This is a genomic window from Mesorhizobium prunaredense (assembly GCF_900156895.1).
In the GTDB taxonomy this organism is placed as follows: Bacteria; Pseudomonadota; Alphaproteobacteria; order Rhizobiales; family Rhizobiaceae; genus Mesorhizobium; species Mesorhizobium prunaredense.
Genome location: NZ_FTPD01000023.1, coordinates 517,147 through 543,636 on the forward strand (window position 1 = coordinate 517,147; position 26,490 = coordinate 543,636).

The 26,490-nt window shown below is 62.2% G+C and carries 25 protein-coding genes and 1 tRNA gene; 11 read left to right on the forward strand and 15 right to left on the reverse strand.

Annotation, left to right across the window (positions count from 1 at the left end; translation table 11 throughout):
- The first annotated feature begins 25 nt into the window (after positions 1 to 25).
- From BQ8794_RS20075 to BQ8794_RS20100, 6 genes are read left to right on the forward strand one after another with little or no spacing between them, the layout of a single operon-like run.
- Entirely contained in the window at positions 26 to 982 is a 957-nt protein-coding gene (locus BQ8794_RS20075) for a carbohydrate ABC transporter permease (protein WP_077380460.1), read from the forward strand.
- Positions 979 to 1,923 (forward strand): carbohydrate ABC transporter permease, encoded by a 945-nt coding sequence (locus BQ8794_RS20080; RefSeq protein ID WP_077380357.1) that lies wholly within the window; start codon positions 979 to 981, stop codon positions 1,921 to 1,923. The genes BQ8794_RS20075 and BQ8794_RS20080 overlap by 4 nt, the downstream gene beginning before the upstream one ends.
- Positions 1,924 to 1,927: 4 nt before the next feature.
- The gene (locus BQ8794_RS20085; protein WP_077380358.1) at positions 1,928 to 3,043 is read left to right on the forward strand and encodes an ABC transporter ATP-binding protein; all 1,116 of its coding nucleotides are present in this window, start codon (positions 1,928 to 1,930) and stop codon (positions 3,041 to 3,043) included.
- Between the two features lie 5 nt (positions 3,044 to 3,048).
- Positions 3,049 to 4,551 (forward strand): FAD-dependent oxidoreductase, encoded by a 1,503-nt coding sequence (locus BQ8794_RS20090; protein ID WP_077380359.1) that lies wholly within the window; start codon positions 3,049 to 3,051, stop codon positions 4,549 to 4,551.
- Positions 4,548 to 5,309 carry a 3-ketoacyl-ACP reductase gene (locus BQ8794_RS20095; protein ID WP_077380360.1) on the forward strand — a complete coding sequence of 254 codons (762 nt, stop codon included), beginning with the start codon at positions 4,548 to 4,550 and terminating at the stop codon, positions 5,307 to 5,309. Before BQ8794_RS20090 ends, BQ8794_RS20095 begins: the two co-directional genes overlap by 4 nt.
- A 12-nt stretch (positions 5,310 to 5,321) precedes the next feature.
- The gene (locus tag BQ8794_RS20100) at positions 5,322 to 6,980 is read left to right on the forward strand and encodes a GMC family oxidoreductase (protein ID WP_077380361.1); all 1,659 of its coding nucleotides are present in this window, start codon (positions 5,322 to 5,324) and stop codon (positions 6,978 to 6,980) included.
- 29 nt (positions 6,981 to 7,009) lie between these two features.
- Here BQ8794_RS20100 and BQ8794_RS20105 read toward each other — a convergent pair whose 3' ends face one another.
- The 3 genes from BQ8794_RS20105 to BQ8794_RS20115 all read right to left on the reverse strand — a co-directional run bounded on the left by BQ8794_RS20105 (position 7,010) and on the right by BQ8794_RS20115 (position 10,420).
- Positions 7,010 to 7,855, reverse strand: coding sequence for an EamA family transporter (locus BQ8794_RS20105; RefSeq protein WP_077380362.1), 846 nt, complete (start codon positions 7,853 to 7,855; stop codon positions 7,010 to 7,012).
- A gap of 7 nt (positions 7,856 to 7,862) precedes the next feature.
- The gene (locus tag BQ8794_RS20110; protein WP_077380363.1) at positions 7,863 to 8,777 is read right to left on the reverse strand and encodes an endonuclease/exonuclease/phosphatase family protein; all 915 of its coding nucleotides are present in this window, start codon (positions 8,775 to 8,777) and stop codon (positions 7,863 to 7,865) included.
- Between the two features lie 89 nt (positions 8,778 to 8,866).
- Positions 8,867 to 10,420 carry a cation:proton antiporter gene (locus tag BQ8794_RS20115; RefSeq protein ID WP_077380364.1) on the reverse strand — a complete coding sequence of 518 codons (1,554 nt, stop codon included), beginning with the start codon at positions 10,418 to 10,420 and terminating at the stop codon, positions 8,867 to 8,869.
- Positions 10,421 to 10,542: 122 nt separating this feature from the next.
- Here BQ8794_RS20115 and BQ8794_RS20120 point away from each other — a divergent pair, with 122 nt between their 5' ends.
- Together BQ8794_RS20120 and BQ8794_RS20125 are read left to right on the forward strand one after the other, a co-directional pair.
- Positions 10,543 to 11,169, forward strand: coding sequence for a glutathione S-transferase family protein (locus BQ8794_RS20120; RefSeq protein ID WP_077380365.1), 627 nt, complete (start codon positions 10,543 to 10,545; stop codon positions 11,167 to 11,169).
- Positions 11,170 to 11,251: 82 nt separating this feature from the next.
- Positions 11,252 to 11,803: a hypothetical protein gene (locus tag BQ8794_RS20125; RefSeq protein WP_143744621.1), complete on the forward strand. Its 552-nt coding sequence runs from the start codon at positions 11,252 to 11,254 to the stop codon at positions 11,801 to 11,803.
- A gap of 48 nt (positions 11,804 to 11,851) precedes the next feature.
- Here BQ8794_RS20125 and BQ8794_RS20130 read toward each other — a convergent pair whose 3' ends face one another.
- From BQ8794_RS20130 to BQ8794_RS20180, 11 genes are all read right to left on the reverse strand, one after another.
- Complete coding sequence (locus tag BQ8794_RS20130; protein WP_077380367.1) at positions 11,852 to 12,916, reverse strand: ABC transporter ATP-binding protein; 1,065 nt, start codon at positions 12,914 to 12,916, stop codon at positions 11,852 to 11,854.
- Positions 12,917 to 12,944: 28 nt separating this feature from the next.
- Positions 12,945 to 13,739 carry an ABC transporter permease gene (locus BQ8794_RS20135; RefSeq protein WP_077380368.1) on the reverse strand — a complete coding sequence of 265 codons (795 nt, stop codon included), beginning with the start codon at positions 13,737 to 13,739 and terminating at the stop codon, positions 12,945 to 12,947.
- Positions 13,736 to 14,629, reverse strand: coding sequence for an ABC transporter permease (locus tag BQ8794_RS20140; RefSeq protein ID WP_244555038.1), 894 nt, complete (start codon positions 14,627 to 14,629; stop codon positions 13,736 to 13,738). The genes BQ8794_RS20135 and BQ8794_RS20140 overlap by 4 nt, the downstream gene beginning before the upstream one ends.
- 72 nt (positions 14,630 to 14,701) lie before the next feature.
- Positions 14,702 to 15,808 carry an ABC transporter substrate-binding protein gene (locus BQ8794_RS20145; RefSeq protein WP_077380370.1) on the reverse strand — a complete coding sequence of 369 codons (1,107 nt, stop codon included), beginning with the start codon at positions 15,806 to 15,808 and terminating at the stop codon, positions 14,702 to 14,704.
- Between the two features lie 242 nt (positions 15,809 to 16,050).
- Entirely contained in the window at positions 16,051 to 17,223 is a 1,173-nt protein-coding gene (locus tag BQ8794_RS20150) for an iron-containing alcohol dehydrogenase (RefSeq protein ID WP_077380371.1), read from the reverse strand.
- Positions 17,224 to 17,241: 18 nt separating this feature from the next.
- Positions 17,242 to 18,627, reverse strand: coding sequence for an aldehyde dehydrogenase family protein (locus BQ8794_RS20155; protein ID WP_077380372.1), 1,386 nt, complete (start codon positions 18,625 to 18,627; stop codon positions 17,242 to 17,244).
- 13 nt (positions 18,628 to 18,640) lie between these two features.
- Positions 18,641 to 19,060, reverse strand: a complete 420-nt coding sequence (locus BQ8794_RS20160) for a type II toxin-antitoxin system VapC family toxin (protein WP_077380373.1) — start codon at positions 19,058 to 19,060, stop codon at positions 18,641 to 18,643.
- The gene (locus tag BQ8794_RS20165) at positions 19,057 to 19,500 is read right to left on the reverse strand and encodes a DUF7662 domain-containing protein (protein WP_077380374.1); all 444 of its coding nucleotides are present in this window, start codon (positions 19,498 to 19,500) and stop codon (positions 19,057 to 19,059) included. Before BQ8794_RS20165 ends, BQ8794_RS20160 begins: the two co-directional genes overlap by 4 nt.
- A 92-nt stretch (positions 19,501 to 19,592) precedes the next feature.
- The gene (locus tag BQ8794_RS20170; protein ID WP_077380375.1) at positions 19,593 to 20,963 is read right to left on the reverse strand and encodes a glutamine synthetase family protein; all 1,371 of its coding nucleotides are present in this window, start codon (positions 20,961 to 20,963) and stop codon (positions 19,593 to 19,595) included.
- Between the two features lie 116 nt (positions 20,964 to 21,079).
- On the reverse strand, positions 21,080 to 22,642 hold the full coding sequence (locus tag BQ8794_RS20175) for an amino acid permease (RefSeq protein ID WP_077380376.1): 1,563 nt from the start codon (positions 22,640 to 22,642) through the stop codon (positions 21,080 to 21,082).
- Between the two features lie 19 nt (positions 22,643 to 22,661).
- On the reverse strand, positions 22,662 to 23,480 hold the full coding sequence (locus BQ8794_RS20180) for an N-formylglutamate amidohydrolase (RefSeq protein ID WP_077380377.1): 819 nt from the start codon (positions 23,478 to 23,480) through the stop codon (positions 22,662 to 22,664).
- A gap of 151 nt (positions 23,481 to 23,631) precedes the next feature.
- Here BQ8794_RS20180 and BQ8794_RS20185 point away from each other — a divergent pair, with 151 nt between their 5' ends.
- The 3 genes from BQ8794_RS20185 to BQ8794_RS35700 all read left to right on the forward strand — a co-directional run bounded on the left by BQ8794_RS20185 (position 23,632) and on the right by BQ8794_RS35700 (position 26,328).
- Positions 23,632 to 24,459, forward strand: a complete 828-nt coding sequence (locus BQ8794_RS20185) for a MurR/RpiR family transcriptional regulator (RefSeq protein WP_077380461.1) — start codon at positions 23,632 to 23,634, stop codon at positions 24,457 to 24,459.
- Positions 24,460 to 24,628: 169 nt separating this feature from the next.
- Positions 24,629 to 26,182: a Fic family protein gene (locus tag BQ8794_RS20190; RefSeq protein ID WP_077380462.1), complete on the forward strand. Its 1,554-nt coding sequence runs from the start codon at positions 24,629 to 24,631 to the stop codon at positions 26,180 to 26,182.
- Positions 26,179 to 26,328 (forward strand): hypothetical protein, encoded by a 150-nt coding sequence (locus tag BQ8794_RS35700; protein ID WP_167378793.1) that lies wholly within the window; start codon positions 26,179 to 26,181, stop codon positions 26,326 to 26,328. Before BQ8794_RS20190 ends, BQ8794_RS35700 begins: the two co-directional genes overlap by 4 nt.
- 79 nt (positions 26,329 to 26,407) lie before the next feature.
- On the opposite strand, the gene BQ8794_RS20195 is transcribed toward BQ8794_RS35700, so the two are convergent.
- A tRNA-Met gene (locus tag BQ8794_RS20195) sits at positions 26,408 to 26,484 on the reverse strand.
- Positions 26,485 to 26,490: the final 6 nt, after the last annotated feature.

Here is a 26,490-nt window from a genome sequence, read left to right on the forward strand (position 1 = left end):
GAAGGGACCCGAAAGGGAGGAGCCCATGACTACGGTCACGACCCAGATCAAGCTGACGCCGGAGCATGGCGCCCGGCCGGATGTCTCCATGCGTTCGCGCCTGCAGGACGCGTTGCCGAAGATCGTGCTGGCGCCAAGCTTTGCGATCACCATCGTCTTCGTCTACGGCTTCATCCTGTGGACGGTCTATCTGTCCTTCACCAACTCCAAGACCTTCCCGTCCTATACGCTCACTGGGCCGCGCGCCTATCAGCGGCTGTGGCGCTGGACGTTCGAGAGCGACCCGCCGTCGAGCTGGTACACCTCGATCACCAATATGGGCATTTTCGGCTTTCTCTACATCTTCATCTGCCTGGCGCTCGGCCTGTTCCTGGCCATCCTGCTCGACCAGAAGATCCGCGGCGAAGGCGTGTTGCGGCCGATCTATCTCTACCCGATGGCGCTGTCCTTCATCGTCACCGGCGTCGCCTGGAAATGGTTCCTCGATCCCGGCCTCGGCCTTGAGCAGACGCTGCATCAATGGGGCTGGACGAGCTTCCATTTCGACTGGATCAAGAACAAGGATTTCGTCATCTACACGGTGGTGATCGCCGGCGTCTGGCAGGCCTCGGGCTTCATCATGGCGATGTTCCTGGCCGGCCTGCGCGGCATCGACGGCGAGATCATGAAGGCGGCGCAGATCGACGGCGCCACCACTTTCCAGCTCTATCGCCGGATCGTCATCCCGCTGTTGCGGCCGGTGTTCCTCTCGGCCTTCATCGTGCTCGCCCACCTCGCCATCAAGTCCTACGATCTGGTCGTCGCGCTGACCAGCGGCGGGCCGGGCGGCTCGGCCTGGCTGCCGTCGAACTTCATGTATGAGTACACCTTCAAGCGCAACGAAATGGCCGTCGGCTCGGCCAGCGCCGTGATCATGCTGATGACCATCACCGCGATCATCGTGCCCTATCTCTATTCCGAGCTCAGGGAGCGGCCGCGATGAGCGTCATTGCCACGCCCGCTCGCCAGAGCACTGGCGGCATCAGCGCCAGGACCGTCAACCGCATCGTCATTTATGGCCTGCTGGCGCTGTTCGCGCTGTTCTACCTGATGCCGCTGTTCGTCATGCTGGTGACCTCGTTCAAGACCATGGACGAGATCCAGAACGGCAACATGCTGGCGCTGCCGCAGGCGCCGACCTTCGAACCATGGCTGAAGGCGTGGGGCGAGGCCTGCGTCGGCCTGACCTGCGCCGGCATCAAGGGCTATTTCTGGAATTCCATCAAGATGGTGGTTCCGGCGGTGCTGATCTCGACGCTGCTCGGCGCGCTCAACGGCTATGTGCTGACCAAATGGCGCTTCCGCGGCCATACGCTGGTTTTCGGGCTGATGCTGTTTGCCTGCTTTATTCCGTTCCAGTCGGTGCTGTTGCCGATGGCGACGATCCTCGGCAGCCTCGGCCGTTTCGGCGTGACGCTGCGGAACGCAACCGGGCTGTCCTTCGGCTTGGGCAATCCGACGGTCAACCTGGTCTTTGTCCACGTCGTCTACGGGCTCGGCTTCACCACCTTGTTTTTCCGCAATTATTACGAGGCGTTCCCGACCGAACTGGTCAAGGCGGCACAGGTCGACGGCGCCAGCTTTTTCCAGATTTTCCGGCGCATCATGCTGCCGAATTCGATGCCGATCTTCGTCGTCACCGTCATCTACCAGTTCACCAACATCTGGAACGACTTCCTGTTCGCCTCGGCCTATGCCGGCACCGGTGACGCGATGCCGATGACCGTGGCGCTGAACAACGTCGTCAACACCTCGACCGGTGTCGTCGAATACAACGTCAACATGGCGGCGGCGATGATCGCCGCACTGCCGACCCTTCTCGTCTATGTGGTCGCTGGCCGCTATTTCGTGCGCGGCCTGATGGCCGGCGCCGTCAAAGGATAATCGAATGGCTTTTCTCGAAATTGATGGGCTGAGGAAGCGGTTCGGATCGGTCGAGATCCTGAAGGGCATCGACGTCGATCTCGAAAAGGGCGGCTTCCTCGTGCTGGTCGGCCCGTCCGGCTGCGGCAAGTCGACCTTGCTCAACACCATCGCCGGCCTGGAAACCATCACCGAAGGCGAAATCCGTGTCGACGGACGCACGATCAACGATCTCCACCCCTCGAAACGCGACATCGCCATGGTGTTCCAGAGCTACGCGCTCTATCCGAACATGACCGTCGCGGGGAACATTGCCTTCGGCATGGAGATGCGCGGCGTGCCGGCTCAGGAGCGCCAGAAGGCGATCGACAAGGTGGCGAAGGTGCTGCAGATCGGCCACCTCCTGCAGCGCAAGCCGAGCCAGCTTTCCGGCGGCCAGCGCCAGCGCGTCGCCATGGGCCGGGCGCTGGTGCGCGACCCCAAGCTCTTTCTCTTCGACGAGCCGCTCTCCAATCTCGACGCCAAGCTGCGCGTCGATATGCGCATCGAGATCAAGCGCCTGCATGCAACCACCGGCACGACGATCGTCTACGTCACCCACGACCAGATCGAGGCGATGACGCTGGCCACCAAGATCGCGGTGATGCGCGACGGCGAGGTGCAGCAATTCGGCACGCCTGCCGAAATCTACAACAACCCGACCAACCTGTTTGTTGCCGACTTCATGGGCTCGCCGGCGATGAACCTGATCCCGGCGACGATCGGCGGCAATGGCAATGCGCTTTCCGTGGTGCTGCAGCGCGAGGCACGCGAGCCGATCTCGCTGCCGCTGGCCGATGCGCCGACGGGCCTGTCGGCATTCCACGACAGGCCGATCATCTTCGGCGTTCGCCCCGAGGCCCTGACCGATCCCGAAGGGGCCGAACGCAACGCATCGAACATCGCCACCGCCGACTGTCACATCGAAGTCGTGGAACCGGCCGGCTCCGACACCTTCGCGGTGACCAATCTCGGCGGCAAGGCGGTGGTGGCGCGTCTGCGCGCCGACGCCAACATCCAGCCGGGCACCAGCACGCCGCTCGCCTTCAACCTGACCAAGGCGGTGTTCTTCGATCCGGCGACCGAGAACCGTATCCTCTGACAGCCATGACAAACCCGGACATCGTCATCATCGGCTCCGGCATCGGCGGCGCCACGATCGCTTCCGGCCTTGCCGGCAGTGGCGCCTCGATCCTGATGCTGGAGCGCGGCGAGAAGCTGCCGGCGACGCCGCACACGCGCGACACGCGCGCCATCTTCGTCGACGGCCACTACCGGCCGAAGGAAATGTGGCGCGAGGCCGGGGGTACTGCGTTCAACCCCGGCAACTACTACTATGTCGGCGGCAATTCGAAATTCTTTGGCGCGGTGCTGATCCGCTACCGCAAGGAAGACTTTTCGGAGATGGAGCACTATGGCGGCGTCTCGCCGGCCTGGCCGTTCTCCTATGATGAGTTCGAGCCGTGGTACTCCAGGGCCGAGCAGCTTTTTCGCGTGCGCGGCGCACTCGGCGAAGACCCGACCGAGCCGTTCCACTCGATCCCCTATGCGTTCGGGCCGGTTCCCGACGAGCCGCCGATCGCCCGCGCCCGTGCCGAACTCAAGGGCCTCGGCCTGCATCCGGCATCGCTGCCGCTCGGCGTCGACATCGATGCCTGGCTAAAGGACGGTAAGACAGGCTGGGACGCGTTTCCCAACACCGGGACCGGGAAGGTCGATGCCCAAACGGGGCCGCTCGCGGCGGCACTGGCCGACCGGAACATCAGGCTCGAGACCGGTGCTCATGTCGAATACCTCGAAGCCTCATCGGATGCCAGGACGATCGCAGCTGTTCACTATCGCCAGAATGGCACGCTGAAGAAAGCGACGCCGAAACTGGTCGTCCTCTCGGCCGGCGCGGTCAATTCCGCCGCCATCCTGCTGCGTTCGCCGTCCCCGAACGGAAAGGGCCTTGCCAACCGCTCCGACCAGGTCGGCCGCAACTTCATGAACCACAATTCGAGCGCCATGCTGGCGATCGATCCGCGCCGCAGGAACACCTCCGTCTACCAGAAGACGCTGATGCTCAACGACTACTATTTGTCCGACGGCAAGGGCGGCAAGCCGCTCGGCAACGTCCAGCTTCTCGGCAAGATCGACGGTCATATCCTGAGGGCCAACGTCAAGCTTGCACCCAAATTCGCGCTGGACTTCATGGCCGGCCACGCCGTCGACTGGTACCTGATGTGCGAGGACCTGCCGGACCCCGAAAGCCGCATCATGGTCGACGGCAAGGACATCGTCATGCAGTGGCGGCGCTCCAACATGCAGTCGCTCGACGGGCTGACCAAGGTGATGCGTGAAAACTTCCGCGCTTGCGGCTATCCGATCGTCCTGTCGCGGCCTTTCGACAAGCGCACGCCGTCGCATCAGTGCGGAACGGTCAAGATGGGCGACGATCCGGCGACCTCGCCGCTCGACCCGTTTTGCCGCTCGTTCGACCACCGGAACCTGTTTGTCGTCGACGCTGGCTTCCTGCCGAACTCGGCCGCGGTCAATCCGGCGCTGTCGATCGCCGCGCAGGCGCTACGCGTCGCCGACCACATCCGCAAGACGGAGCTTGTCGCATGAGCCGCCCGGCAGCCATCGTCACCGGCGGCGCGCGCGGCATCGGCCTTGCTTGCGCCGAAGCGCTGGCCGATGCGGGCTTCGATATCCTTGTCGTGGACCTTGCCGAAAAAGCCGGCGACGGGCTTGCCGCTGACATCACCGCCCGCGGCGCGAAATTCGCCTACCATTGCGGCGACATTGCCGACCTCGACGACCATGCCGCATTGGTCGATGCCGTGACGAGCGCCTTCGGCCGCATCGACTGCCTGGTCAACAATGCCGGCATCGGCGCCGTGGTACGCGGCGACCTGCTGGAATTGAAACCGGAAAACTTCGATCGCATCCTCGCCATCAATCTGCGCGGCACCGTCTTCCTCAGCCTGGCCGTTGCCAGGGCGATGCTTGCGGCGCCGGGTGATTTTCCAAAATCGATCATCACCATCACCTCGGTCAGCGCCGAAATGGCCTCGCCGGAACGTGCCGACTACTGCATCTCCAAGGCCGGGCTTTCGATGTGGGTGAAAACCCTGGCGCTTCGCCTCGCCGCCGAAAACATTGGCGTGTTCGAGGTGCGGCCGGGCATTATCCACACCGACATGACCGCAGGGGTAACCGCCAAATACGACACGCTGATCGACGGCGGGCTGGTGCCGGCCAAGCGCTGGGGCGAAGCCGCCGATGTCGGCGCCGCCATAGCGGCACTCGCCGGCGGCAAGCTCGGTTTTTCGACCGGCTCGATCATCAATGTCGACGGTGCGCTGTCGGTGCCGAGACTGTGAACAGGTGACGCCATGACCGACTACATCATCGTCGGCGCCGGCCCGGCCGGCTGCGTCCTGGCCAACCGGCTGAGCGAAGAGCCATCGAATTCAGTGCTGCTGCTCGAGGCCGGCGGCAAGGACTGGCACCCGCTGATCCACATGCCGGCCGGCTTCGCCAAGATGACCAAGGGCATCGCCGCCTGGGGCTGGTCGACCGTGCCGCAAAAGCACATGAAGGACCGCGTCTTCCGGTACACGCAGGCCAAGGTGATCGGCGGCGGCTCCTCCATCAACGCTCAGATCTACACGCGCGGCAATGCTCGCGACTACGACGCCTGGGAGAAGCAAGAAGGCCTTGCCGGCTGGGGCTATCGCGACGTTCTGCCCTATTTCAAGCGGGCCGAGAACAACCAGCGCTACGCCAACGATTTTCACGGCGACCAGGGTCCGCTCGGCGTATCGAACCCGATTGCGCCGCTGCCGATCTGCGAGGCTTATTTCCGCGCCGGGCAGGAGATGGGCATTCCCTTCAATCCGGACTTCAACGGGGTAGCCCAAGAAGGCGTCGGTTATTACCAATTGACGCAGAAGGACGCGAGACGCTCCTCTGCCTCGGTCGCCTATCTCAGGCCGATCCGCGCGCGAAAAAACCTGACCGTCAGGACAGATGTGCTGGTCACGCGCATCGTCATCGACAAGGGCCGCGCCGTCGGTGTCGAGATCGTCGACAGGCCGGGCGGCGAGAAGAAAATCCTGCGTGCCGAGCGCGAAGTGATCGTCTCGTCCGGCGCCATCGGCTCGCCGAAGCTGCTGATGCAGTCCGGCATCGGCCCGGCCGACCATCTGAAGTCGGTCGGCGTGACGCCGGTCCACGATCTGCCCGGCGTCGGCTGCAACCTGCAGGATCATCTCGACCTGTTCGTCATTGCAGAATGCACCGGCGACCACACCTACGACAACTACGCCAAGCTGCACCGGACGGTGTGGGCCGGCCTGCAGTACCTGCTGCTGAAAAAAGGCCCGGTTGCCTCCAGCCTGTTCGAGACCGGCGGCTTCTGGTACGCCGACCCGACAGCCGCCTCGCCCGATATCCAGCTGCATCTCGGCCTCGGCTCCGGCATCGAGGCCGGTGTCGAAAAACTGACAAATCCGGGCGTGACGCTGAACTCGGCCTTCCTGCGCCCTCGATCGCGCGGCACGGTGCGGCTGAACAGCGCCGACCCCGCCGACCATCCACTGATCGATCCGAATTACTGGTCCGACCCCTACGACCGCGACATGTCGATCAAGGGGCTCAGGCTGGCACGCGAGATCATGCGGCAGAAAGCGCTGGCCCCCTATGTGCTGCGCGAGGTGCTGCCGGGACCGACACTCACCAGCGACGACGAACTGTTCGACTATGCCTGCCGCAGTTCCAAGACCGACCATCACCCTGTCGGCACCTGCCGCATGGGCCATGATGCGATGAGCGTGGTGACGCCGGATCTCAGGCTGCGCGGCATCGAGGGTCTGCGCGTCTGCGACGCTTCGGTGATGCCGCGCATCCCATCCTCCAACACCAATGCGCCAACCATCATGGTCGGCGAAAAAGGCGCCGATCTGATCCTTGGCCGCGACCCGCTGCCGCCGGCCGTGTTCTCAGGCAACTTCAGCGCCACGCGTCCTATGGACGTGCAAAGGACGCTGTAGCACTTTGACTTGCGCATGATCCCCAGCGCCTATCCAAGCCTCAGCGCGACGACGCCGGCAACAATGCTGAGCACGGCGGCACCGCGCCAGGCGGTCATCTTCTCGCCGAGCGCAAACACCGAGATCATCATGGCGAACAGGATCGAGGTTTCGCGCAGCGCCGCGACCGAGGCGATCGGCGCCTTGGTCATCGCCCACATCACGATCCAGTAGGCGGCGCCGCTGAGCACGCCGGTGTACACGCCCGCCTTCCAGTCGCGCGCCAGCACCGGCAGCGCCTTTGGTCCGCGGAAGATCAGGCACAGCACCAGCGCCCACAGCGCATCGCAGACGAACAGCCATGCGGCATAGCTCGACGCCGTCGCGGCCAGCCGCGCGCCGCTACCGTCGGACAGCGTATAGCCGGCGATGAAGATCGAGGTGCCCAGCGCAAAGCCGACGGCGCGCAGGTTCAGCCTCTCCAGATGTGCGCCGCCGCGAAACGACAGCACCAGCGTGCCGGCTGACAAGAGAACAATGCCGACAATGGCGAGCGACGCCGGAACTTCGGCGACCACCACAATGCCGCCAAGTGCGGCAAGCAGCGGTGCGGTGCCGCGCGCCAACGGATAGGTCTGGGCGAAATCGCCGGCCCTGTAGGCGCCGATCAGGAACGTCCTGTAGCCCATGTGGAAGATCACCGAGGCGATGATGTACGGCCACACTTCCGCCCTCGGCACCTCGACGAAAGGCAGCGCCAGAAGCGCCACGGCGCCCATGCCGAGCGTCATCAGCGTGATCGACAAAAAGCGGTCGAGATGAACCTTGACCAGCGCGTTCCAGATCGCGTGCATGGCGGCGGCGGCAAGCACCGCGAAGAAGACGAACAAGGTCATCGGCGGCTCATCCGCCTTCGGCCCCCGTCGCGAACGGCGTTTCCAGGTCGATGTCGACCCGCAGCGGAAAATGGTCCGAGGCGATTTCGTCGATATCGGCGCTGGCCGAGCGCACCCGTCCCGCCAACATTCCGCCGACGAAGCAGTGATCGAGCCGTCGCTTTGCCAGCCTGCCGTCGATGGTCTTCACATGGGTATGGAAATCCGCCGTCGGTTCGCTGGCGACGGCGGCGGCATCGACAAAACCGTTGAGATAGGCGGCACCGCGATGGTACGGCGTGCTGCCAACGATGCGCCGGTACTCGGCGCTGCCCGGCTCCATGTTGAAATCGCCCATCCAGATCGCCGCCAGCGGGTTTTCCGGCTCCGGCTCGCCATTGCTCCAGTTGCGCACGGGCTCATCGTCGGCGCCGCTCCACGGGCCGCCGTCGGACGGCGCGCGGCGATGCTCGGCGAGCAGATAGTCGATCTGCTCCAGCCGCTCTTCGGCGGCGATATGCGCCAGATGCAGCGACAGCACCCGCACCGGACCGGCAGGGGTGTGGATCATGCATTCGAGCGCGGCGTTGCGGGTGTTGAGCGGACGCACCGTGCGCCGCAGCGGCAGCGTGTGCAGGCGCGACCAGATGATCGGCAGCTTCGACAGCAGCATGGTGCCGAACTGCCGCCGCCGGTTGACGATGCGACCGTCACGCTCTTCGCTGGCGTCCATGTCGAAGGCCGGGCCATAGACCCAGTAGTAACCGGGCAGCAGCCTCGACAGGATTTCCGGTTGGTCATCCTCGTTGGTCCGCTGCCAGTGCCGCTCTACCTCCTGCAGGGCGATGATGTCGGCGCCGTTAATCAGCCTGGCGCAGCGCGTCAGATCGTAGCGGCCGTCGCTGCCGAACCCGTACTGGATGTTGTAGCTGACCAGCTTCATTGCTTACCCGGCTTAGTTTCGGTGTTGGCAGTAGCGGCTCGGTGGGCAGGTTGCAATGTGCCGGGCGGATAGCGAAGCTAGGCCAGCTTCTATGTCGTCGTCAGCGGCTGGAAACTTCCAGCCGGCGATGCCGCCAATTCCGCCCAGTCGATCTCTTCCTCCAGCCGGTGATAGGCTTCGTCGCCGATCGTACCGTTGCGGCGCAATTCCTCGAGCGTGTCGCGCTGGCGGTTGATGGCATAAAGGCGCAGCCGGTCGTATTCAGTCGCGGCTTGAGCGTCCTCCGGGTTTTCCGCGACCAAGCGCTGAGCCTCGTACTGCTCGCGCACAACGGCCGCCGCGGCCGACGTCTTGCGGCTCAACACATCAAGTGCGGCCTGCATGATGGCAACGCGCGCCTGCGCCACCTCGTTGTCCACCGTTCTGTCCGGATCGAAGTTGAGTATCCGCAGCAAAGGCTTCAGGCTCATGCCTTGCAGCACCAGCGTGCCCAGAACCACCGCGAAGGCGGCAAGCACAATCGGATCGCGGCCGGGAAAATCGGCCGGCAGGGCAATGGCCACCACCAGCGTCACCAGCCCCCGCATGCCGCACCAACCGACCAGCATGCCGCCGCCAAACGTCGGCACATCCCGCCTTTTGTCTTCGCTGCCGAAGCGGGAAACCCATCGTATGATCGCAACGTAGCTCGCCACCCAGACGAGGCGCGTCACGATGACGACGACCAGCACCGTTACGGCGAAGAGAAAGGCTTCGCCTTGCCCTTCGCCGGAAAGCCGGCCGACAATCGAGCGCGCCTGCAGGCCCATCAGCACGAAAGCCAGCACGTTGAGCACGAACACCGCCGACTCCCAGACCGAGTAGGTGCTGACCCGCCTCCTCGCCGACATCAGGCGCGGCGCGGTGCGCGCGATGGTCATGGCATAGACGACGATGGTGATGATGGCGGAAAGGCCCAGCTTGTCGGCCAGGATCCAGACCCCGAATGTCCCGGCAAACTGCACCACAGTGCTGCTTGCCGCATCCTCGATGCGAGTGAGCGTCAGCAGCGAGAAGCGGCCAAGCAGATAGCCGGCGGCAAGGCTACCGATCGTCGACAGCAGGATCGTTGGAACGGCGCTGCTCAGCAGAACCGGGCCGAGCGCCGCCGTCACCGATATCCGGTAGATCAGCAGCGCGGTGGCATCGTTGAGCAGGCTCTCGCCTTGCAGGATGGCGGTGATGCGGTGCGGCACCTTGAACTGGCCGAGCACCGCGCTTGCCGCGACCGCGTCCGGTGGCGCGACGATGGCGCCGAGTGCGATCGCTGCCGCGACCGGCAGACCGGCCATCTTCCAGCCGACGAAGGCAACGACTACGGTGGTGAAGACAACGGCGCCAAGCGCCAGCAGCGCCAGCGACAGCCGGTAGCGCTTCAGGTCGCGCAGCGAGGTGTCATAGGCGGCATCGAGAAGCACCGGCGCGATGAACAGGGCAAGCGCCAGCTCCGGGTCGATCTCGATGGTCGGTGCACCAGGCACGAAGGCAATCCCGACCCCGGCCAGCGCCAGCAGGGACGGATAAGGAATCTCCAGACGCCGCGACAGTCCCGTCAGCGCGACGGCGATCAGTAGGAGAACGAGGGTCAGTTCGAAAAGCGCCATGCCTTATCGTAGCGGCGAAGCGAGATCATTGGCAGTGGCTAAGCAGCAAGATGCTGTTGATGGGCAACGCTCAGTTCCTGGCAGTATGCCCGGAACCGGTTTCCGGCGTATAAACTCGGGTCATGATCCTCATCGGCCAATATGACTCGCCCTTCGTTCGTCGCGTCGGCATCGCGCTCACCCTGTACGGCCTGCCGTATGAGCATCGTCCCTGGTCGACTTTCAGCGATGCAGACAAGATCCGGCCCTACAATCCGCTGACGCGGGTGCCGACCCTAGTGCTGGACAATGGCCAGGTGCTGATCGAGAGCCACCTCATGCTGGACTATCTGGACGGCCTCGTCGCAGCCGAGCGAAGGATGTTTCCAACCAGCGAGCCGGCGCGCCACCAGGCGCTGAAGATCGCTGGTCTGGCCACCGGGCTGGGCGACAAGGCAGCCAGCCTGTTTTACGAGAGGCTGCTGCACGAGACAGTCTCCGACCTCTGGGTCGAACGCTGCCGCAAGCAGATACGGGGAGCCATGGCTGCGCTGGAAGCCGATCGCAGCACAAGGCCTGAAACCTACTGGTTCGGCGATCGGATCGGCCATGCCGACATCGCAGTTGCCGCCGTGCTGCGCTTCCTTGGCGAAGCGCATCCCGGACTGGCTTCGCTGGCCGACTTCCCGGCGCTCGGCGCCCATGCCGAACGGATGGAGGCCTTGCCGGTCTTTCAGGCAATCTCGCAGCCTTTCATCCCGCCGGCTTGACCTGTCGACGACACCAGTCGTTTACTACCAGGCGCAGAATTCAAAATCTCTATACCAGTTTTAGCCGCACAAGGAGCTCCCCGTGCCAAGACTATTCATAGCATTGTGCGCATTGATACTGTTCCCGCCCATGGCCACGGCCTCCGCGCTGTACGACGAATTGGCGGCGGCAAAGATCAAACTTTTAGGGACTCCCAGAGCTGGGCCAGGGATGGGACTCTGGGCGCAGCAGACGAACGAGAGATTGCTATCTGCGATAGAAGGGAAATGGTTCGATCTTGGATATTCTGACCTGACCAGCGAAGAAGGTATGAAGAAATACTGCCTCGAATATGGGGTGTCCTTCAAGAAATTGACCGATTATTCCTTCGAAATGATCTCACAGATCCGCCCTCCCCGGGCGAAGCAACCGATCCACAAAGAATATATTTTCAGAACAGGAATGACCTACAACTTCCGATGGAACGTCCAACAGCAAATGGACGTGCAAGGGACATTAGGAGGAAACGGCAAACAGATTCTGAGATACGCCAACGGTACAAGCGCACTGATGATGACGACACCCAACACGCTGTTCGAGGTCGATTTCGATCTCGGAATACCTTTCCTATGGGGCCGCTGCCCCGCCGAATAGATCGGCGGCTTGGTTTGCCCTGGTTATCCTAGCCGGTGTCTGCCGCCATCAGTGCAGCACCAGCATGTCGCCCGACGAGAAGGAAATCTCGGCCTTCTCGCCGACGGCGGGCGGCGGCGAGGCCGGGCTGTTGAACGTGTCGAGCGATACCGTGCTGCCGCCGATGCCGACGCGAACCCGGATGACCGAGCCGAGGAAGTGCACTTCGGTGATCTCGCCCAAAAGACTGGAGTCGCGGCCGGGATGGCGGCCGAGCGAAATCGCCTCGGGCCGCAGTGCCAGCGACAGCGTGTCGCCGGACTTGGAGCCGTTTAGCTTTCCCTGCAGCGAGACCTCTTGCGAATTGACGCGCACCTTGCCCAAGGCTGCATCGGTGACGATGCCTTCGAGCACGTTCAGCGTGCCGACGAAATTGGCGACGAACTTGGTCGCCGGCCGGTTGTAGATCTCGAACGGCGTGCCGACCTGCTCGGCCTTGCCGCCATACATGACGGCGATGCGGTCGGAGATCGACAGCGCCTCTTCCTGGTCGTGGGTGACGAAGACGGTGGTGATGCCGAGCTTCTTCTGGATCGAGCGGATTTCTTCGCGCAGCGACACGCGCACCTTGGCGTCGAGCGCCGAGAGCGGCTCGTCGAGCAGCAGGAGCTTCGGCTTCGGCGCAATCGCCCGCGCCAGCGCGATACGCTGCTGCTGGCCGCCGGAGAGCTGATAGGGATAGCGGTCGCCCATCTGCGGCAGCTTGATGAGGTCGAGCATCTCGGCAACGCGCCTGTCGGCATCGGCCTTTGGCATGCCCGCGACCTTCAGCCCGAAGCCGATGTTTTGCGCCACCGTCAGGTTGGGAAACAGCGCATAGGCCTGGAACACCATGCCGACATTGCGCTGGTTGGGTTTGAGCCGGGTGATGTCCTTGCCGGCCACCACGATCTTGCCGGCGCTCGGCTCCTCGAAGCCGGCGACCATGCGCAGCACCGTCGTCTTGCCGCAGCCCGACGGCCCGAGGAAGGAGACGAATTCGCCCGGCTCGACGTCGAGGTTGAAATCCTGGACGACGGTGGTGGCGCCGAAGGATTTTCGAACCTGCTGGATGGAGAGGAATGGCTCGGCCATGGCTTTTCTTTCGTCAGTACTTTTTCGATCAGTTTGGCCGGTTCGCCGATCGCGGCGCAAAACGCGACAGGATCTGGATCAGCGACATGCAGCCCCAGGTGATGGCGAACGAAATGAGCGCCAGTGCCGATGGCTCATAGGCACTGTTGGCGCCGATATTCTGCAGATAGGGGCCGAAGGCTGGGCGATTCAACAGCGAGGCCATGGTGAACTCGCCGATGACGATGGCAAAACTCAGGAACGCGCCGGATAAGACGGCGATCAGTACGTTCGGCAAGATGATGCGGGCGATGATCGTGGTCCAGCCGGCGCCGAGGATTTGTGCCGCCTCGGTGAGCGTTCTGACGTCGATGGTCCTGAGACCGGTATCGACCGCCCGGTACATATAAGGCAGCGCCAACACTGCATAGCCGATGACCAGCAGAGCATCGGTGCCACGCGCTGTCGCCAAAAAAGGCAACGTTGAATTCGAACCGAACATTCTGATGTAGCCGAAGACGATGACGATAGCGGGGATAACCAGCGGCAGCAGCGTGATGAACTCTACGACCGGCCTCAGATGCGGTAGCCGCAGCCGTATCCAGTAGGCCGTCGGGACGACGAGGAGCACGCCCAAAAGAATGGTGAAGACCGCCACAACGACGGAATAGGTAAATGTCGCCTGGAAATTCGGATCGCCGAAGACTGAGCGGTAGGCGTCAAAGGAGTATTCCCCTCGCCGCTTACGCAACGAGAATTCAAAGGTCGCCAAAAGCGGCAGGACAAAATAAGTGGTTCCCACGCCAAAAACCAGCCAGGCCCAAAAACGGCTGCCTTGCTTCATTTCAGCCACCGTTCGGCTCGCCGCTGGAACAAAATGTAGAAGAGATTAGCCAGGCCGGTGATGACGATCATGCCGAATGCGAGCGCATAGCCTAGATTCGGATTGTACAGCACGTCGCCGCGAATCTGCGCGAACAGCTGGATGGGCACGATGTTGAGTGACGGCCCCGTCAGTGCATAGGCCGTTGCGACCGCCCCGAACGCGTTGGCAAAGAGCAGGACCGTCGTACCGAGAAAACTCGGCCATAACACCGGGATCACCACCATGCGCCAATATTGCCAATTGGTTGCGCCGAGCGTGGCGGCAGCTTCGCCCCATTCCTTCTTCAACCCATCGACCGCCGGCGTGATGATGACGATCATCAATGGAATCTGGAAATAGAGGTAGGTGAGGATCAGGCCCCAAAACGAAAAGATACTGAAGCCGAGCGAATAGATGTTAATGCCGAAAATGTCTCGCAACAAGATCGTCGCCACTCCGAGCCGACCTAGAGTCGCGATGAACGAGAATGCCAGCGGCACGCCGGCGAAATTCGAGGCGACGCCCGAGAAGGTCAATGTTGCCGAGCGTAACCACGGCGGCAAGCCTCCGCGAACGACTGCCACGGCCATTGCCAGGCCGATCAAGGCGCCAAGGATCGCAGAAACAAAGCTGATCTGAATGGATACCCAATAGGCCGCGGCGAGCTTGGGTTGCGACAACGCTATGATGTTGTCGAACGTATAGTCGCCGGCTGCATTTTTGAACGCGCCAGCGATCAGCCCTACCGTGGGCAAGATCAGGAAGACCAGGGCGAAAACGAAGAACGGAGTTACGCCTAACCAATGCAGTGGCAGCCGAAGGCGGCTGATCTCCGGCGCGCCAGGGCTGACGCGGGCTGTCTCGGACATTGTGGAGTCTGCCATGGAATTCCCGAAGTCTGGCATAGGGCGCCGGCCGGCGAACGGCCGGCGCCCTATGAATTACTTCACGACGGCGCCAACGATGGCATCCCAGTTCGTGCTGATTTCCTTCTTGGCGGCGTTCTGTTCCTCCAAGGTGGGGAATATCGCTTTCTCGTAGTTCTCGGCGGCCGGCAGCTTGTCCAGCATCTCCTTCGGGATCACGCCCTTCTTGGCGAGGTCATTGAAGCGGATCGGGTGGCAGTAGCCCTTCAGCCAGCCGAGCTGGCCTTCGTCCGAGTAGAGATACTCCATCCACAGCTTGGCGGCGTTCGGATGCGGCGCATAGGCGCTGATCGCCTGTACGTAGACGCCTGCGACCACCGCTGCCTTTGGCACGACGATTTCGATTTCCGGGTTGCCGGCCATCTTGTCGCGCATGGCAAGCAGGTTGTAGTCCCAGTTCATCACGATCGGCGTCGTGCCCTGGGCGACAGCTGCCGCTTCAGCGTCGACCGGCACGAAGTTGCCGGCATCGTTGAGCTGCTTGAAGAACTGCAGACCCTTGGCTGCGGCGTCCTGGCCGCCAGTACCGCCAGCCGCAAGGCCCGAAGCGTAAACCGACATGACCGCGTTGTTCGACGTGCGCGGGTCACCGGCGAGCGCCACCGAGTTGGCATATTCCGGCTTCTGCAGGTCAGCCCAGTCCTGAGGTGCGTTCTGCACGACAGCCTTGTTCACGCCAAAGGCGAGCACGCCGTAGTAGTCGCCGTACCAGTAGCCATCGGCATCCTTGGCGCTGTCAGGAATCGTATCCCAAGTCGACACCTTGTAGGGCTGGATCAGGCTGTCTGCCTTGGCGGACGGGCCGAAAGACAGGCCGACGTCGATGACATCAGGCGCTTGCGGGCCCTTATTGTCCTTGTTGGCCTTGATCGCCTCGATCTCGTCGCCGGAGCCGGCATCGGGATTGAGCTCGTTGACGGTGATTTCCGGATATTTCGCCTTGAAGCCGGCGATGACGTCGCCGTAGCCGCACCAGCTGTGCGGCAGCGCGATGGTGGTGAGCTGGCCTTCCGCCTTGGCGGCGGCGATCAGTTCATCCATGGACTGCGCCGACGAGATGGCAGAGGTCGCCATCAGGGCGACGGCCGTAAGGGAAAGCACTTTCCCCGTGAATTTGAACATGTGTTCTCTCCGTTGAACTGACGCCGTTGGACGCCTGCGATGCGGTATCGTTTTCGTGTGACAGCCCGATGAAAGCTTTGTGAAAGCGATGCCCTGCAGTACGAAAAAGTAAACTCTTTTTAACCGGGTGTAGCAATCGCTCCGCGATTATTTTTCCGGCTAACGAATTTCGGTCTTACCTTTCATCCCTTCCCCTTTCTTTGCCCTCATTTCCCAGATCAATTTTCGGCGCGAAAACCGTCTCAGACGGTGCCGGCAATGGCATTGTCGAGCAGCGTCAGCGCCGCCTTCCTGGTCAGCTTGACCGGGTTGCCGCCGGCGGTCGGATCGACCACCGCCATGTCGGCGATCAGGCCCTTGCGCTTCTTGTCCATGTCGAGCCCCTTGATCAGGCCCGGCAGCGCGTGCGGCACCTTCAATTCCTTGCGCAGCTTGATGACGGCCTTGGCGAAGCCGTCGAAGCCGCCCTTGATGCCGCAATAAGCCGCGAGCCGGGCGATGCGCGCCTCGATGGCGTCGCGGTTGAAGGCCAGCACATAGGGCATGAACACGGCGTTGGTCATGCCATGATGGGTGTCGTAGAGCGCGCCGATCGGATGCGACAGCGAATGGATGGCGCCCAGCCCCTTCTGGAAGGCGGCAGCACCCATCGCTGCCGCACTCATCATGTGGGCGCGGGCGACGAGATCCTTGCCGTTGGCATAGGCTTTCGGCAGGTTCTCGAAGACAAGGCGCACGCCTTCGACGGCGATGCCGTCGGCCATCGGATGATAGCCGGGCGCGCAATAGGCCTCCAGGCAGTGAGCAAGCGCGTCCATGCCAGTGCCGGCGGTGATGAAGCCCGGCATGCCGACCGACAGTTCCGGATCGGCGATGACGATCGCCGGCAAAAGTTTCGGATGGAAGATCACCTTCTTGGTGTGGGTCGCTTCATTGGTGATGACGCCGGCGCGGCCGACTTCCGAGCCGGTACCGGCGGTGGTCGGCACAGCGATGATCGGCGCGATCGCGTCGGAGTTGGCGCGCATCCACCAGTCGCCGATATCCTCGAAATCCCAGACCGGCCGCGTTTGGCCGGCCTGGAAGGCGATCAGCTTGCCGAGGTCGAGCGCCGAGCCGCCGCCGAAGGCGATGACGCCGTCATGCTTACCCTGTTTGAACACAGCAATCCCGGTGGTCAGATTGGAGTCCACCGGGTTCGGCTTGACCTCGGAAAACACACCATGGGGGACCTTGGCGTCGTCGAGGATCTTCAAGGTAGAAGCGACGACCGGCAGCTTCGCCAGCCCTGGATCGGTAACGAAGAGCGGCCGCTTGATGCCGGTCGCATCAAGCACTTCAGGCAATTCCTTGATGCGGCCCGCGCCGAAGCGCACGGTTGTCGGATAGTTCCATTTGGAAATCAATTTTGTCATTTCTGTCTTTCGCAAAAATCAGATGGCTTCACGCAGATGATATGATTTAGGCCTCGTCAGATTGTCGTAGCCGATGGCCGACAGCGCGGCGCCCTTGCCGGTGTCCTTGACGCCGGTCCAGACCAGCGCCGGGTCGAGATAGTCGCAGCGGTTCATGAACACGGTGCCGGTCTCGACGCGATCGCCGATCGCCGCGGCATGCTCGGTGTCGCGCGTCCAAATCGAGGCCGTCAGCCCGTAGGGGCTGTCGTTCATCAGCGCGATCGCCTCCTCGTCGTTACGCACCTTCATAATGCCGACGATCGGCCCAAAGCTCTCCTCGCGCATGACGCTCATCTGGTGATCGACTTCGGTCAGCACTTCCGGCGCCAGATAGGGCGAGCCTTGCTCGTCATTGGCCACCTTCATGTTGATATGCGCCCTGGCACCCTTGCGCAGCGCCTCGGCCTTCTGCTCGCGGATCAGGTCGGCGAAGCGCGCCTGAGCCATCGGCCCCATCGTCGTCGCCTGGTCGAGCGGGTTGCCGACGACGTAGTTCCTGGTTTCGGCGATGAAGCCTTCGACGAATTCGTCATAGACCTTCTCATGGACATAGACGCGCTCGATGCCGCAGCAGCACTGGCCGGAATTGTAGAAGGCGCCGTCGACCAGGTTGGCGACGGCATGGTCCATCTTTGCGTCGGCCAGGACATAGGCCGGGTCCTTGCCGCCGAGTTCGAGGCCGAGCGTCATGAAGGTGCCCGCCGCGGCCTTCTCGATGGCGCGGCCGCCAGCGACGGAGCCGGTGAAGTTGACATGGTCGATCTTGCCCGAGCCGAGCAGTTTTTCGGTCTGCGCATGGTTCATGACGAGGTTCTGGAACAGACCCTTTGGCAGGCCTGCCTTGTCGAACGCCTGTTGAAAACGTTCGCCGACCAGCAGCGTCTGCGCCGCATGCTTGAGGATGACGGCGCTGCCGGCCATCAGCGCCGGCACGATCGTGTTGACGGCGGTGAGATAGGGATAGTTCCACGGCGCAATCACCATGACCACGCCGAGCGGGAGCTTCTTCACATAGCGGCGAAACCCGTCCTTGGGATTGGGGGCCATCACCGGATTGAGTGCCGCTTCGGCGATCTCGACCATGTAGCTGGCGCGTTCCCTGACGCCGCCGAACTCGCCGCCATACCGCACCGGGCGGCCCATCTGCCAGGCGATCTCCGGCACGATCTCGTCGGTCATGGCGACCAGTGCTTCCAGCATGGCGAGCATGTACTTGCCGCGCTCGACGATCGGCGTCTCAGCCCATTTCTCCTGCGCCGCCCTGGCACGCTCGACCGCGGCATTGATCGCCTGGTCCGTGGCGATGGGCCGTTCGGCATAGATCGAACCATCGACGGGAGATTTTATTTTCACGGTTTCCAAAGGGTGCTCCAATTTAGCAGGCTAGTGTACGCAGATGGCCGTTGCGACCATAGCGAAGGATAGGCTCGTCGCGCGTCACCAGGATCATGTCCAAGGCTCTCGCGCTTGCCATCAGTATCCTATCCATAGGATCGCCATGAGGCGGCCCAGGCAAGTTGGAAGATGCAATCAGAATGGCGGGTGAGACAGCGCTGAGCTTTGCCGACATTCGCTCGATGAACCGCTCTACAAAGTCGAGGGGCGTCAATGGCAGCTTGAGTCGGCCCTTGGCTACGCCAATTCCGATCTCCCATGCCGACATCGGCGAGAGATAGAGACGACCATCATAGGCCGCCTCCGAAATCTCACGGGTTGCGTGCGGATCAAGCGGACTGTCGTTCGCGACAAAGATTATCGCACATGTGTCCAGAAGCAGGTTTGGCGCTTCGCTCATTTACGCGCCGCAAGTTTGCCATCGCGCGTCTCGCCGCCCAGATAGCCGGAATCCCATGGCTCGTCGTCGAAAGGTTTGGTGATATCAAATCCCGCTTCGATTGTTATCAGGCCCTTCATGAAACCAAATCCGGGGTGGCGATCCGCGCGCGCCTCGTTTGGCGCGGCGGACGCACTGGACGGCGCCGAATTGGGCATTTTGCGAACGCGGCGAAATACCAGCTTCCCACTGCCTATATTGACGGATTCGGTTTCGAACCCAGCCTCAAGCCACTCCCTTGTCATGGGATTGTTGCTCGGATTGTTGCTCCACCACGCAGGGTATTGCTTTGATGCGGGCAGCGGCAGATTGAGCACTCTCTCGATTTCAGCGAATGACATCGGCACACGATCGACCTTTTGGGCAACCAGAAAATCCCTGAGCGGTGCATATTTGGACATTGCAGACCTCCTCGACGAAGCTCGTTGCAGTTTACAAATGTAATATTGCACCAAACCTAACATTTGTCAACATTTAACATCTTTATAAAGCTTTAATACCGCTCGAACCCCCTGTGCAGTTCCCAATCGGTAATGCGGCGGTCGTATTCGAACTGCTCCCAGTGCGCCGTATGGACATAATGCTCGAGCACGCCGTCGCCGAGCGCCTGCCTCAGCATCTCCGATTTTGCCAGCGTCTCGGTGGCATCACGCAGGGTCTTCGGAATTTCTGGCAGCTGCGAGGCTTGATAGGCATCGCCGACGAAGGGTTTTTGCAGTTCAAGCTTTTCGTCGATGCCGGCAAGGCCGGCCGCGATCAGCGCGGCGAAGGCGAGATAGGGGTTCAGATCGGCGCCGCCGATGCGGCATTCCATGCGGATGCCCTTGGTGCCCTCGCCGCACAGGCGGAAACCGGCGGTGCGGTTGTCCTCGCTCCACATGATCTTGGTCGGCGCGAAGGTGCCGGCCTGGAAGCGCTTGTAGGAGTTGACGTAGGGCGCCAGGAACCAGGTGAATTCCCTGGCGTATTTGAGCTGGCCCGCCGCCCATTGCTGGCCGAGCGTCGACAGCGTCCATTCGGCTTGTCTGTCATAAAAAAGCGGCGTCTCGCCGTCGGCGCTCCACAGCGAGTTGTGGATATGGCTGGAATTGCCGGCCAGCCCGTAATTGTACTTGGCCATGAACGAGATCGCCTTGCCTTCGGACTCGGCGATTTCCTTGGCGCCGTTCTTCAGGATGACGTGGCGGTCGGCCATTTCCAGGGCCTCGGCATAGCGCACATTGATTTCTTCCTGGCCCGGACCCCACTCGCCCTTGGAGTTCTCGATCGGAATGCCCGCTGCCTGCATCTCGTTGCGCAGCCGGCGCATGACGCCTTCTTCCTTGGTGGTGATGCCGATCTGATAATCGCCGATATAGGGCGAGGCTGTGTCGAGGCCCTGCCAGTGCTTCTTGCGGGCGGAATCGTAGGTTTCGCTGAACAGATAGAATTCGAGCTCGGAGGCGAAATAGCCGATATAGCCGCGTTCGGTCAGCCGCTTGACCTGCTTCTTCAGGATGGCGCGCGGCGAATGCGGCAGGTCGTCATGGGTGTGGTGGTCAAGCACGTCGCAGATCACCAGCGCCGTCTTTTCCAGCCATGGAATGCGCCGCAGCGTCGACATATCCGGCTTCATGACGAAGTCGCCATAGCCTTTCGACCAGCTCGCCGCCTTGTAGCCGGGCACCGGTTCCATATCGATGTCGGCGGCCAGGAGATAGTTGCAGCCATGCGTCTCGTCATGGGCGGAATCGACGAAATACTGCGCCAGGAACCGCTTGCCCGCCAGCCGCCCCTGCATGTCGACAATGCACGCCAGCACGGTGTCGACCTCACCGCTGGAGACCGCCTTCTTCAACTGATCGAACGAGAAATTTCCGGCCATTCCTTTGGCACTCCAATGCTTGTCATTTTGGGCTTGGCCCTTTCAATCGGGCTTGTCGCTTTGAAGATGTGGAAAGCCATGGCCGGCAAGACGCCGGCCATGGTGATGGAGCGGTGTCAGGCGGCGGCTTCGCCGACGGCTGCCTCAGCAGCCTTGATCGCCGCCTGTCGCTTGGCAATCTGGTCGCCAATGGGCGGACCTTTGAAGCGGCGGTTCTCGAAACCGAACCAAAGCACGGCGGTCAGCACGATGAAGCCCAGGGTGATGTAGAGCACCTTGTCGTTCGGCGGTTGGATGGCGATGTACAAGATGATCACCATGCCGATGACCGACAGGATGCAGAACAGCTTGAACAGACCAGCGCCGAGATTCCACGGGCCGGGATTCGGCCATTTCTCGGTTCCGAAAGCCATCATGCCGAGCACGATCGGAATGGTGAAGGAAAGGAACAGGAACACCAGCGTCGAATTGACGACGATGGTGTAGATGTTGGTGCCGCCGATCGAAATGAATTGAGCAAGAAAGACATAGATGATCTCGAGCACCGCAGCCGTCCAGATAGCGTTGACCGGCGTGCGCCAGACCGGACTTACTTTGGCGAGCGAGGCCGAGCCGACCGGCATGCCACCGTCACGCGAGAAGGCGAAAAGCATGCGCGAGGCAGAGGTGACTGTTGCGAGACCGCAGAGGAACTGCGCGATCAGGATGGCCAGATAGAGCAGCGTCTTCAGCCACGACGGCAAGATCGCGTCCATCGTCGCGAAGAACACGCCCCAGCCCTGCTTGGCGCCGGCCGCCAGATCCGGGATCGCCAACACGATCGCGCACAGCATCACCCAGCCGATCAGCGAGGACCAGAGCACGGACGAAACGATTGCCCGCGGAACCGAGTGCGCTGCCTTCAACGTTTCTTCCGAGGTATGCGCCGACGCGTCATAGCCAGTGATGGTGTAAACCGGCAGTAGCAGGCAAAGCAGGAAGAGGTACCCCATGGAATCGGACTGCGGGAAAACGCCGCCGCCCGCATCACCCGAATAGTTCGTGAACGTCCACAACCGCGTGATGTCGATCGCTGGAGCAAACATCAGGCAAGCGACGATCAGCACGGCGGTCGTTGCCAGGATCAGGAAGCCGGAGGCGTCCGTCAGCATAGCCGTCAACTTGATGCCGAAATGATTGAACAGCGCCTGCAACACGGTGATGAAGGCAACAAACCCGACGATCTCGCCAGGTGTACCAGTCATGCCAAAGGCTCCGCCGAAAGTGCCGACGAAGAAAAAAGCAGTGCCGATATTGATCGCGCCGAGCACGGTGATCAGGCCGAGCAGGTTGAGCCATGCGGTGAGCCAGCCAGTGAAACGGTTCCCTAGAATGGATGCCCAGTGATAGAGGCCGCCTGCGGTCGGAAATGCAGAGGCGATCTGGGCCATGGCGAGGGCGAAGAATCCCGAAACCATGCAGCCGACGATCCAGCCGATACCAGCCCCCGCGCCACCGATCGACGATGTCGCTTGCGCGAAGGAATTGATGCCACCCGACAGTATGCAGATGATCGAGAACGAGATCGCGAAATTCGAGAAGCGGCTCATGCTTCGCGACAGTTCCTGGGCATAGCCCATGCCGTGGAGGACATTCAGGTCCTCCTTCTTGTCGACTTCAGTGTAGTCTTGCGCTGACATTTTTGTCCCCTTCTGGTTCTTAGCTGGCCGATTGTACTGACTTTCCCACTGCGCTTGGTCGGGAGCTCCTGGCCTCCTCGGGCTCCAGATCTAGAAGAATCCCCGTGAGCAGATCCGCCCATTTCCGCTGCCCGACTTCGTCGGATATTTCGTCGTTGCGGATTTCGATCATCGCGCACGGTAGCCCCCGCGGGCGCGCGTGCCGTTCCAGCGTGAAATAGACGCGGTCGGCCGGCGAATAGGGTTGGTTGATGCCGACATTGACGCCGGCGAGCCGCTGCAGCGCGGCGACAAGCGGCGCTGCCAGCCGACGATCCTCGTCATGGATGACGCCGATGTGCCAGGGCCGGCTCTTGCCCTTGTAGACCGGGTTGAAGGAATGGATTGAAACCAGCCGCGTCTCCAGCCCGCGCGCCAGCCTTTTGTCGATGATACGCGCGACCGCATCGTGGAAGGGTTGCCAGGACAGAGCGATGCGCGCGGCGCGCTGCTTTTGCGACAGGCCGGCATTGCCCGGAATGGCCGTGCTCTCGCTGACCAGCGGCACCAGATCGGGTGCGTCGAGCGGGCGGTTGCAGTCGATGACAAGCCGCGAAATGCGGGTCTCGACCAGCGTCGCGTCAAGCGCCGCGGCCATGCGGCGGGCGACCGTCAGCGCACCGGGATCCCAGGCGATGTGGCGGGAAAGCTCTTCGGCAGCAAGGCCGAGCGTTCCGAATTCTGACGGCAGGAAGTTGGAGGCGTGGTCGCAGGTCAACACGAACGGGCTTGATCCGCCGGGGCTCGTCACCCCTACGGTTTCAGGCGATGCAAGGCTGGCGGGCCGTGCTGTCTCCATTGTTTGCAGTCCCCGGGGAGCGCTGTATCGTATGTTACGTATTTTGCCTCATTGCGTCCCTGTGGATGATTTCATACAGTTTGTCGGGCTTTGTCAAACGCGATTTCGGGTCAAATGCGATTTCGGCAAAACGGCCGGGCATGGGGAAAAGATGATTTCGAGCATTGCCGAACTGATCTCGGACCGCATCGGCACGATGCCGGCGGGCGAGCGTCGCGCAGCGCAGACGCTGATCGCCAGCTATCCGCTGATCGGCCTGAAGACGGTCGCCGAATTCTCAGCTGCCGCTGGCGTCTCCTCGCCGACGATCCTGCGTTTCGTCGCCCGCCTCGGCTTCCAGAACTACCCGGAATTCCAGTCGGCGCTGCAGGACGAACTGGCGGCGCAACTGCAGTCGCCGGCGTCGCGCGCGCTCAACCCGCCATCGCCGAACGGCGGCGCGGTATCGCCGATGCTGGAGGCGACGCTCGACAACCTGCGCGAGACGTTCAGGCACCTGTCCGACAAACAGCTTGCCGACATCGTCGCAAAGCTTGCCGACCGGCGCGGCAAAACCTTCCTGATCGGCGGCCGCTTCACCGACCCGCTGGCGCGCTACATGGCCGCTCACCTCGCCATCATCCAGCCCAATGTCTTTCACCTCGCCGGACAGGAAAGCGTCTGGCGCGACCGGCTGATCGACATGGGCAAGCGCGACGTGCTGGTGATCTTCGACATCAGGCGCTACCAGGACAGCCTGGTCCGCTTCGCCGAGACGGCGCATCAGCGCGGCGTGCAGATCGTGCTGTTCACCGACCAGTGGCTGTCGCCGATCGCCCGCTTTGCCCGCCATGTCATCGCCGGGCGCACCGCCGTGCCCTCGGCCTGGGATTCCTCGGCGGCCCTTTTCGTCGTGGCCGAAACGCTGATCGGCGCCGTCACCCGGCAGCTCGAGGCCGACGGCGCCAAACGCATCCGCGAGTTGGAAAGCCTGCGGTAGGGCCGCGGCTGAACTCGACCGACCCGACCGCGCAGAAAGTATATTTTCACTACTTTCGGTATCATTTTTCGAGACATCCGCATTTGACGCATCATTTTTCATAAGTTAGAATCATTTTTCAGGGATTTTGGTGGATCGTACCAAAATTCGAATGCAAGGCATGGTTTTCATGGCTGCTCCGCAGGAACATCAATTTTCAGGGCCGGTGAACGTTTTTCAGGAACTACGCCTTCCTGAAACCGCGTCTCTCGCCGGCTACAGCGCGCTGATCGGGGCCTATGGGCTTGCCGTGCCGCTGCCGCGCACTCTCTCCGCTACCGGCGAGCATCACCGCATCACCGAGCGGGACGGCTGGCGCATTATGACGCCCCGGCATGCGCCGCATCCAACCCTTGAAGGCCACCTGACCTTCGCTCTCAAATACGAGGGACTGGACCTGGCAATTCTCAAGCGGCTGTTTCTGGCGACCGGAACCGCACCGATTGAAGCGCTTGTTCGCGAAAGCCCGACCGGCAGCTACGCCCGCCGGATCTGGTTTCTCTATGAGTGGCTGACGGACACGCGCCTCGATCTCCCCGACGCGACCGCCGGACGCTATGTTCCTGTTGTCGACCCCGAACTGCAATGGGCGGCGCAGGATAAGACCGCTCCGCGCTACCGCGTGAAGGATAACCTGCCCGGCACGCCGAATTTCTGCCCGCTCGTGTTCCGCACCAAGGTCCTTGAAGAATTCATCGGCCTCGACCTGCCTCGGCGCGCGCAGGCGATCGTCGCGGACGTGCCGCGCGACCTGCTTGCTCGGACAGCCGCTTTCCTTCTGCTCAAGGACTCGCGATCAAGCTATGCGATAGAGGGCGAGCGTCCGCCGCAGGACCGCATCCAGCGCTGGGGCCGCGCCATCGGCGAGGCCGGTCGTCAGCCGCTTGATCGCGATGAGATGCTGCGCCTGCAAAGGATCGTGCTCGGCGATGCCCGCTTCGTGAAGCTCGGCTTTCGGCAGGAGGGCGGCTTCGTCGGCGCGCATGACCGCGACAACCGCATGCCGCTGCCCGATCACATCAGCGCCCGGCCCGAGGACCTGGAATCGTTGATCGACGGCATGGTCGCGTTCGACCGCAGCCCCGCCCAAGGCCTCGATGCGGTCATCGTCGCGGCGATCCTCGCGTTCGGCTTCGTCTACATCCATCCATTCGAAGATGGAAACGGCCGCATTCACCGCTACCTGATCCATCATGTCCTTGCCGCGCGCGGCTTCAACCCGCCAGGAGTAGTGTTTCCTGTTTCGGCCGCGATACTGGAGAAAATCGACGAGTACCGGGGCGTGCTTGAGAGTTGTTCGCAGCGCCTGCTGCCGCTGATCGAATGGGAGCCGACGCCGCAATTCAATGTCCGCGTCGTGAACGACACTGGGGATTTCTACCGCTTCTTCGACGCGACGCCCCACGCCGAATTTCTCTACGCCTGCGTCCGGCGGACGATAGAACAGGATCTTCCCGACGAGACCGCCTTCCTGCGCCGCTACGATCAGTTCCGGAAGCAGGTCGATGCCTTCATCGACATGCCCGAGCGTCTGACCGATCTGCTCTTTCGCTTCCTTCATCAGAACGGCGGCCGCCTTTCGAACCGCGCCCGCGAATGGGAATTCGCCGCTCTAACGGATGACGAGGCGGAGCGGATCGAGGCGATCTACCACCAAACCTTCGGACCCGGCCTGCAGGCATGATCGCCAGCACCGTTGATCACCTCGAAACGTCGAAGCCGACGCTCAAGGTTAAACGTAAGGTCAAGTCCAGTCACGAGCCGATTTCCGTTCCCAACGCGGAACCGGCAATTTCACAGATCGCGACCACTCTCGAAAAATGGGCCTGAAACACCGCTTACGCCGGATCTGCACGGCGCCAGGCCGCAAACGCAAAACGGCCCGCGCGAGGCGGGCCGTTTTGTTATTTGGTTGCGGGGACAGGATTTGAACCTGTGACCTTCAGGTTATGAGCCTGACGAGCTACCGGGCTGCTCCACCCCGCGTCAACT

Excerpts from the sequence above, each read along its gene's own strand:
- BQ8794_RS20135 (WP_077380368.1), bottom strand. The coding sequence starts at position 13,739 with ATGAAGCAAGGCAGCCGTTTTTGGGCCTGGCTGGTTTTTGGCGTGGGA.
- BQ8794_RS20175 (WP_077380376.1), bottom strand. The coding sequence starts at position 22,642 with ATGTCAGCGCAAGACTACACTGAAGTCGACAAGAAGGAGGACCTGAAT.
- BQ8794_RS20140 (WP_244555038.1), bottom strand. The coding sequence starts at position 14,629 with ATGTCCGAGACAGCCCGCGTCAGCCCTGGCGCGCCGGAGATCAGCCGC.
- BQ8794_RS20145 (WP_077380370.1), bottom strand. The coding sequence starts at position 15,808 with ATGTTCAAATTCACGGGGAAAGTGCTTTCCCTTACGGCCGTCGCCCTG.
- BQ8794_RS20190 (WP_077380462.1), top strand. The coding sequence starts at position 24,629 with ATGGCTGCTCCGCAGGAACATCAATTTTCAGGGCCGGTGAACGTTTTT.
- BQ8794_RS20075 (WP_077380460.1), top strand. The coding sequence starts at position 26 with ATGACTACGGTCACGACCCAGATCAAGCTGACGCCGGAGCATGGCGCC.
- BQ8794_RS20180 (WP_077380377.1), bottom strand. The coding sequence starts at position 23,480 with ATGGAGACAGCACGGCCCGCCAGCCTTGCATCGCCTGAAACCGTAGGG.
- BQ8794_RS20110 (WP_077380363.1), bottom strand. The coding sequence starts at position 8,777 with ATGAAGCTGGTCAGCTACAACATCCAGTACGGGTTCGGCAGCGACGGC.
- BQ8794_RS20090 (WP_077380359.1), top strand. The coding sequence starts at position 3,049 with ATGACAAACCCGGACATCGTCATCATCGGCTCCGGCATCGGCGGCGCC.
- BQ8794_RS35700 (WP_167378793.1), top strand. The coding sequence starts at position 26,179 with ATGATCGCCAGCACCGTTGATCACCTCGAAACGTCGAAGCCGACGCTC.
- BQ8794_RS20165 (WP_077380374.1), bottom strand. The coding sequence starts at position 19,500 with ATGTCCAAATATGCACCGCTCAGGGATTTTCTGGTTGCCCAAAAGGTC.
- BQ8794_RS20080 (WP_077380357.1), top strand. The coding sequence starts at position 979 with ATGAGCGTCATTGCCACGCCCGCTCGCCAGAGCACTGGCGGCATCAGC.
- BQ8794_RS20095 (WP_077380360.1), top strand. The coding sequence starts at position 4,548 with ATGAGCCGCCCGGCAGCCATCGTCACCGGCGGCGCGCGCGGCATCGGC.
- BQ8794_RS20185 (WP_077380461.1), top strand. The coding sequence starts at position 23,632 with ATGATTTCGAGCATTGCCGAACTGATCTCGGACCGCATCGGCACGATG.
- BQ8794_RS20085 (WP_077380358.1), top strand. The coding sequence starts at position 1,928 with ATGGCTTTTCTCGAAATTGATGGGCTGAGGAAGCGGTTCGGATCGGTC.
- BQ8794_RS20160 (WP_077380373.1), bottom strand. The coding sequence starts at position 19,060 with ATGAGCGAAGCGCCAAACCTGCTTCTGGACACATGTGCGATAATCTTT.
- BQ8794_RS20105 (WP_077380362.1), bottom strand. The coding sequence starts at position 7,855 with ATGACCTTGTTCGTCTTCTTCGCGGTGCTTGCCGCCGCCGCCATGCAC.
- BQ8794_RS20150 (WP_077380371.1), bottom strand. The coding sequence starts at position 17,223 with ATGACAAAATTGATTTCCAAATGGAACTATCCGACAACCGTGCGCTTC.
- BQ8794_RS20120 (WP_077380365.1), top strand. The coding sequence starts at position 10,543 with ATGATCCTCATCGGCCAATATGACTCGCCCTTCGTTCGTCGCGTCGGC.
- BQ8794_RS20130 (WP_077380367.1), bottom strand. The coding sequence starts at position 12,916 with ATGGCCGAGCCATTCCTCTCCATCCAGCAGGTTCGAAAATCCTTCGGC.
- BQ8794_RS20170 (WP_077380375.1), bottom strand. The coding sequence starts at position 20,963 with ATGGCCGGAAATTTCTCGTTCGATCAGTTGAAGAAGGCGGTCTCCAGC.
- BQ8794_RS20115 (WP_077380364.1), bottom strand. The coding sequence starts at position 10,420 with ATGGCGCTTTTCGAACTGACCCTCGTTCTCCTACTGATCGCCGTCGCG.
- BQ8794_RS20100 (WP_077380361.1), top strand. The coding sequence starts at position 5,322 with ATGACCGACTACATCATCGTCGGCGCCGGCCCGGCCGGCTGCGTCCTG.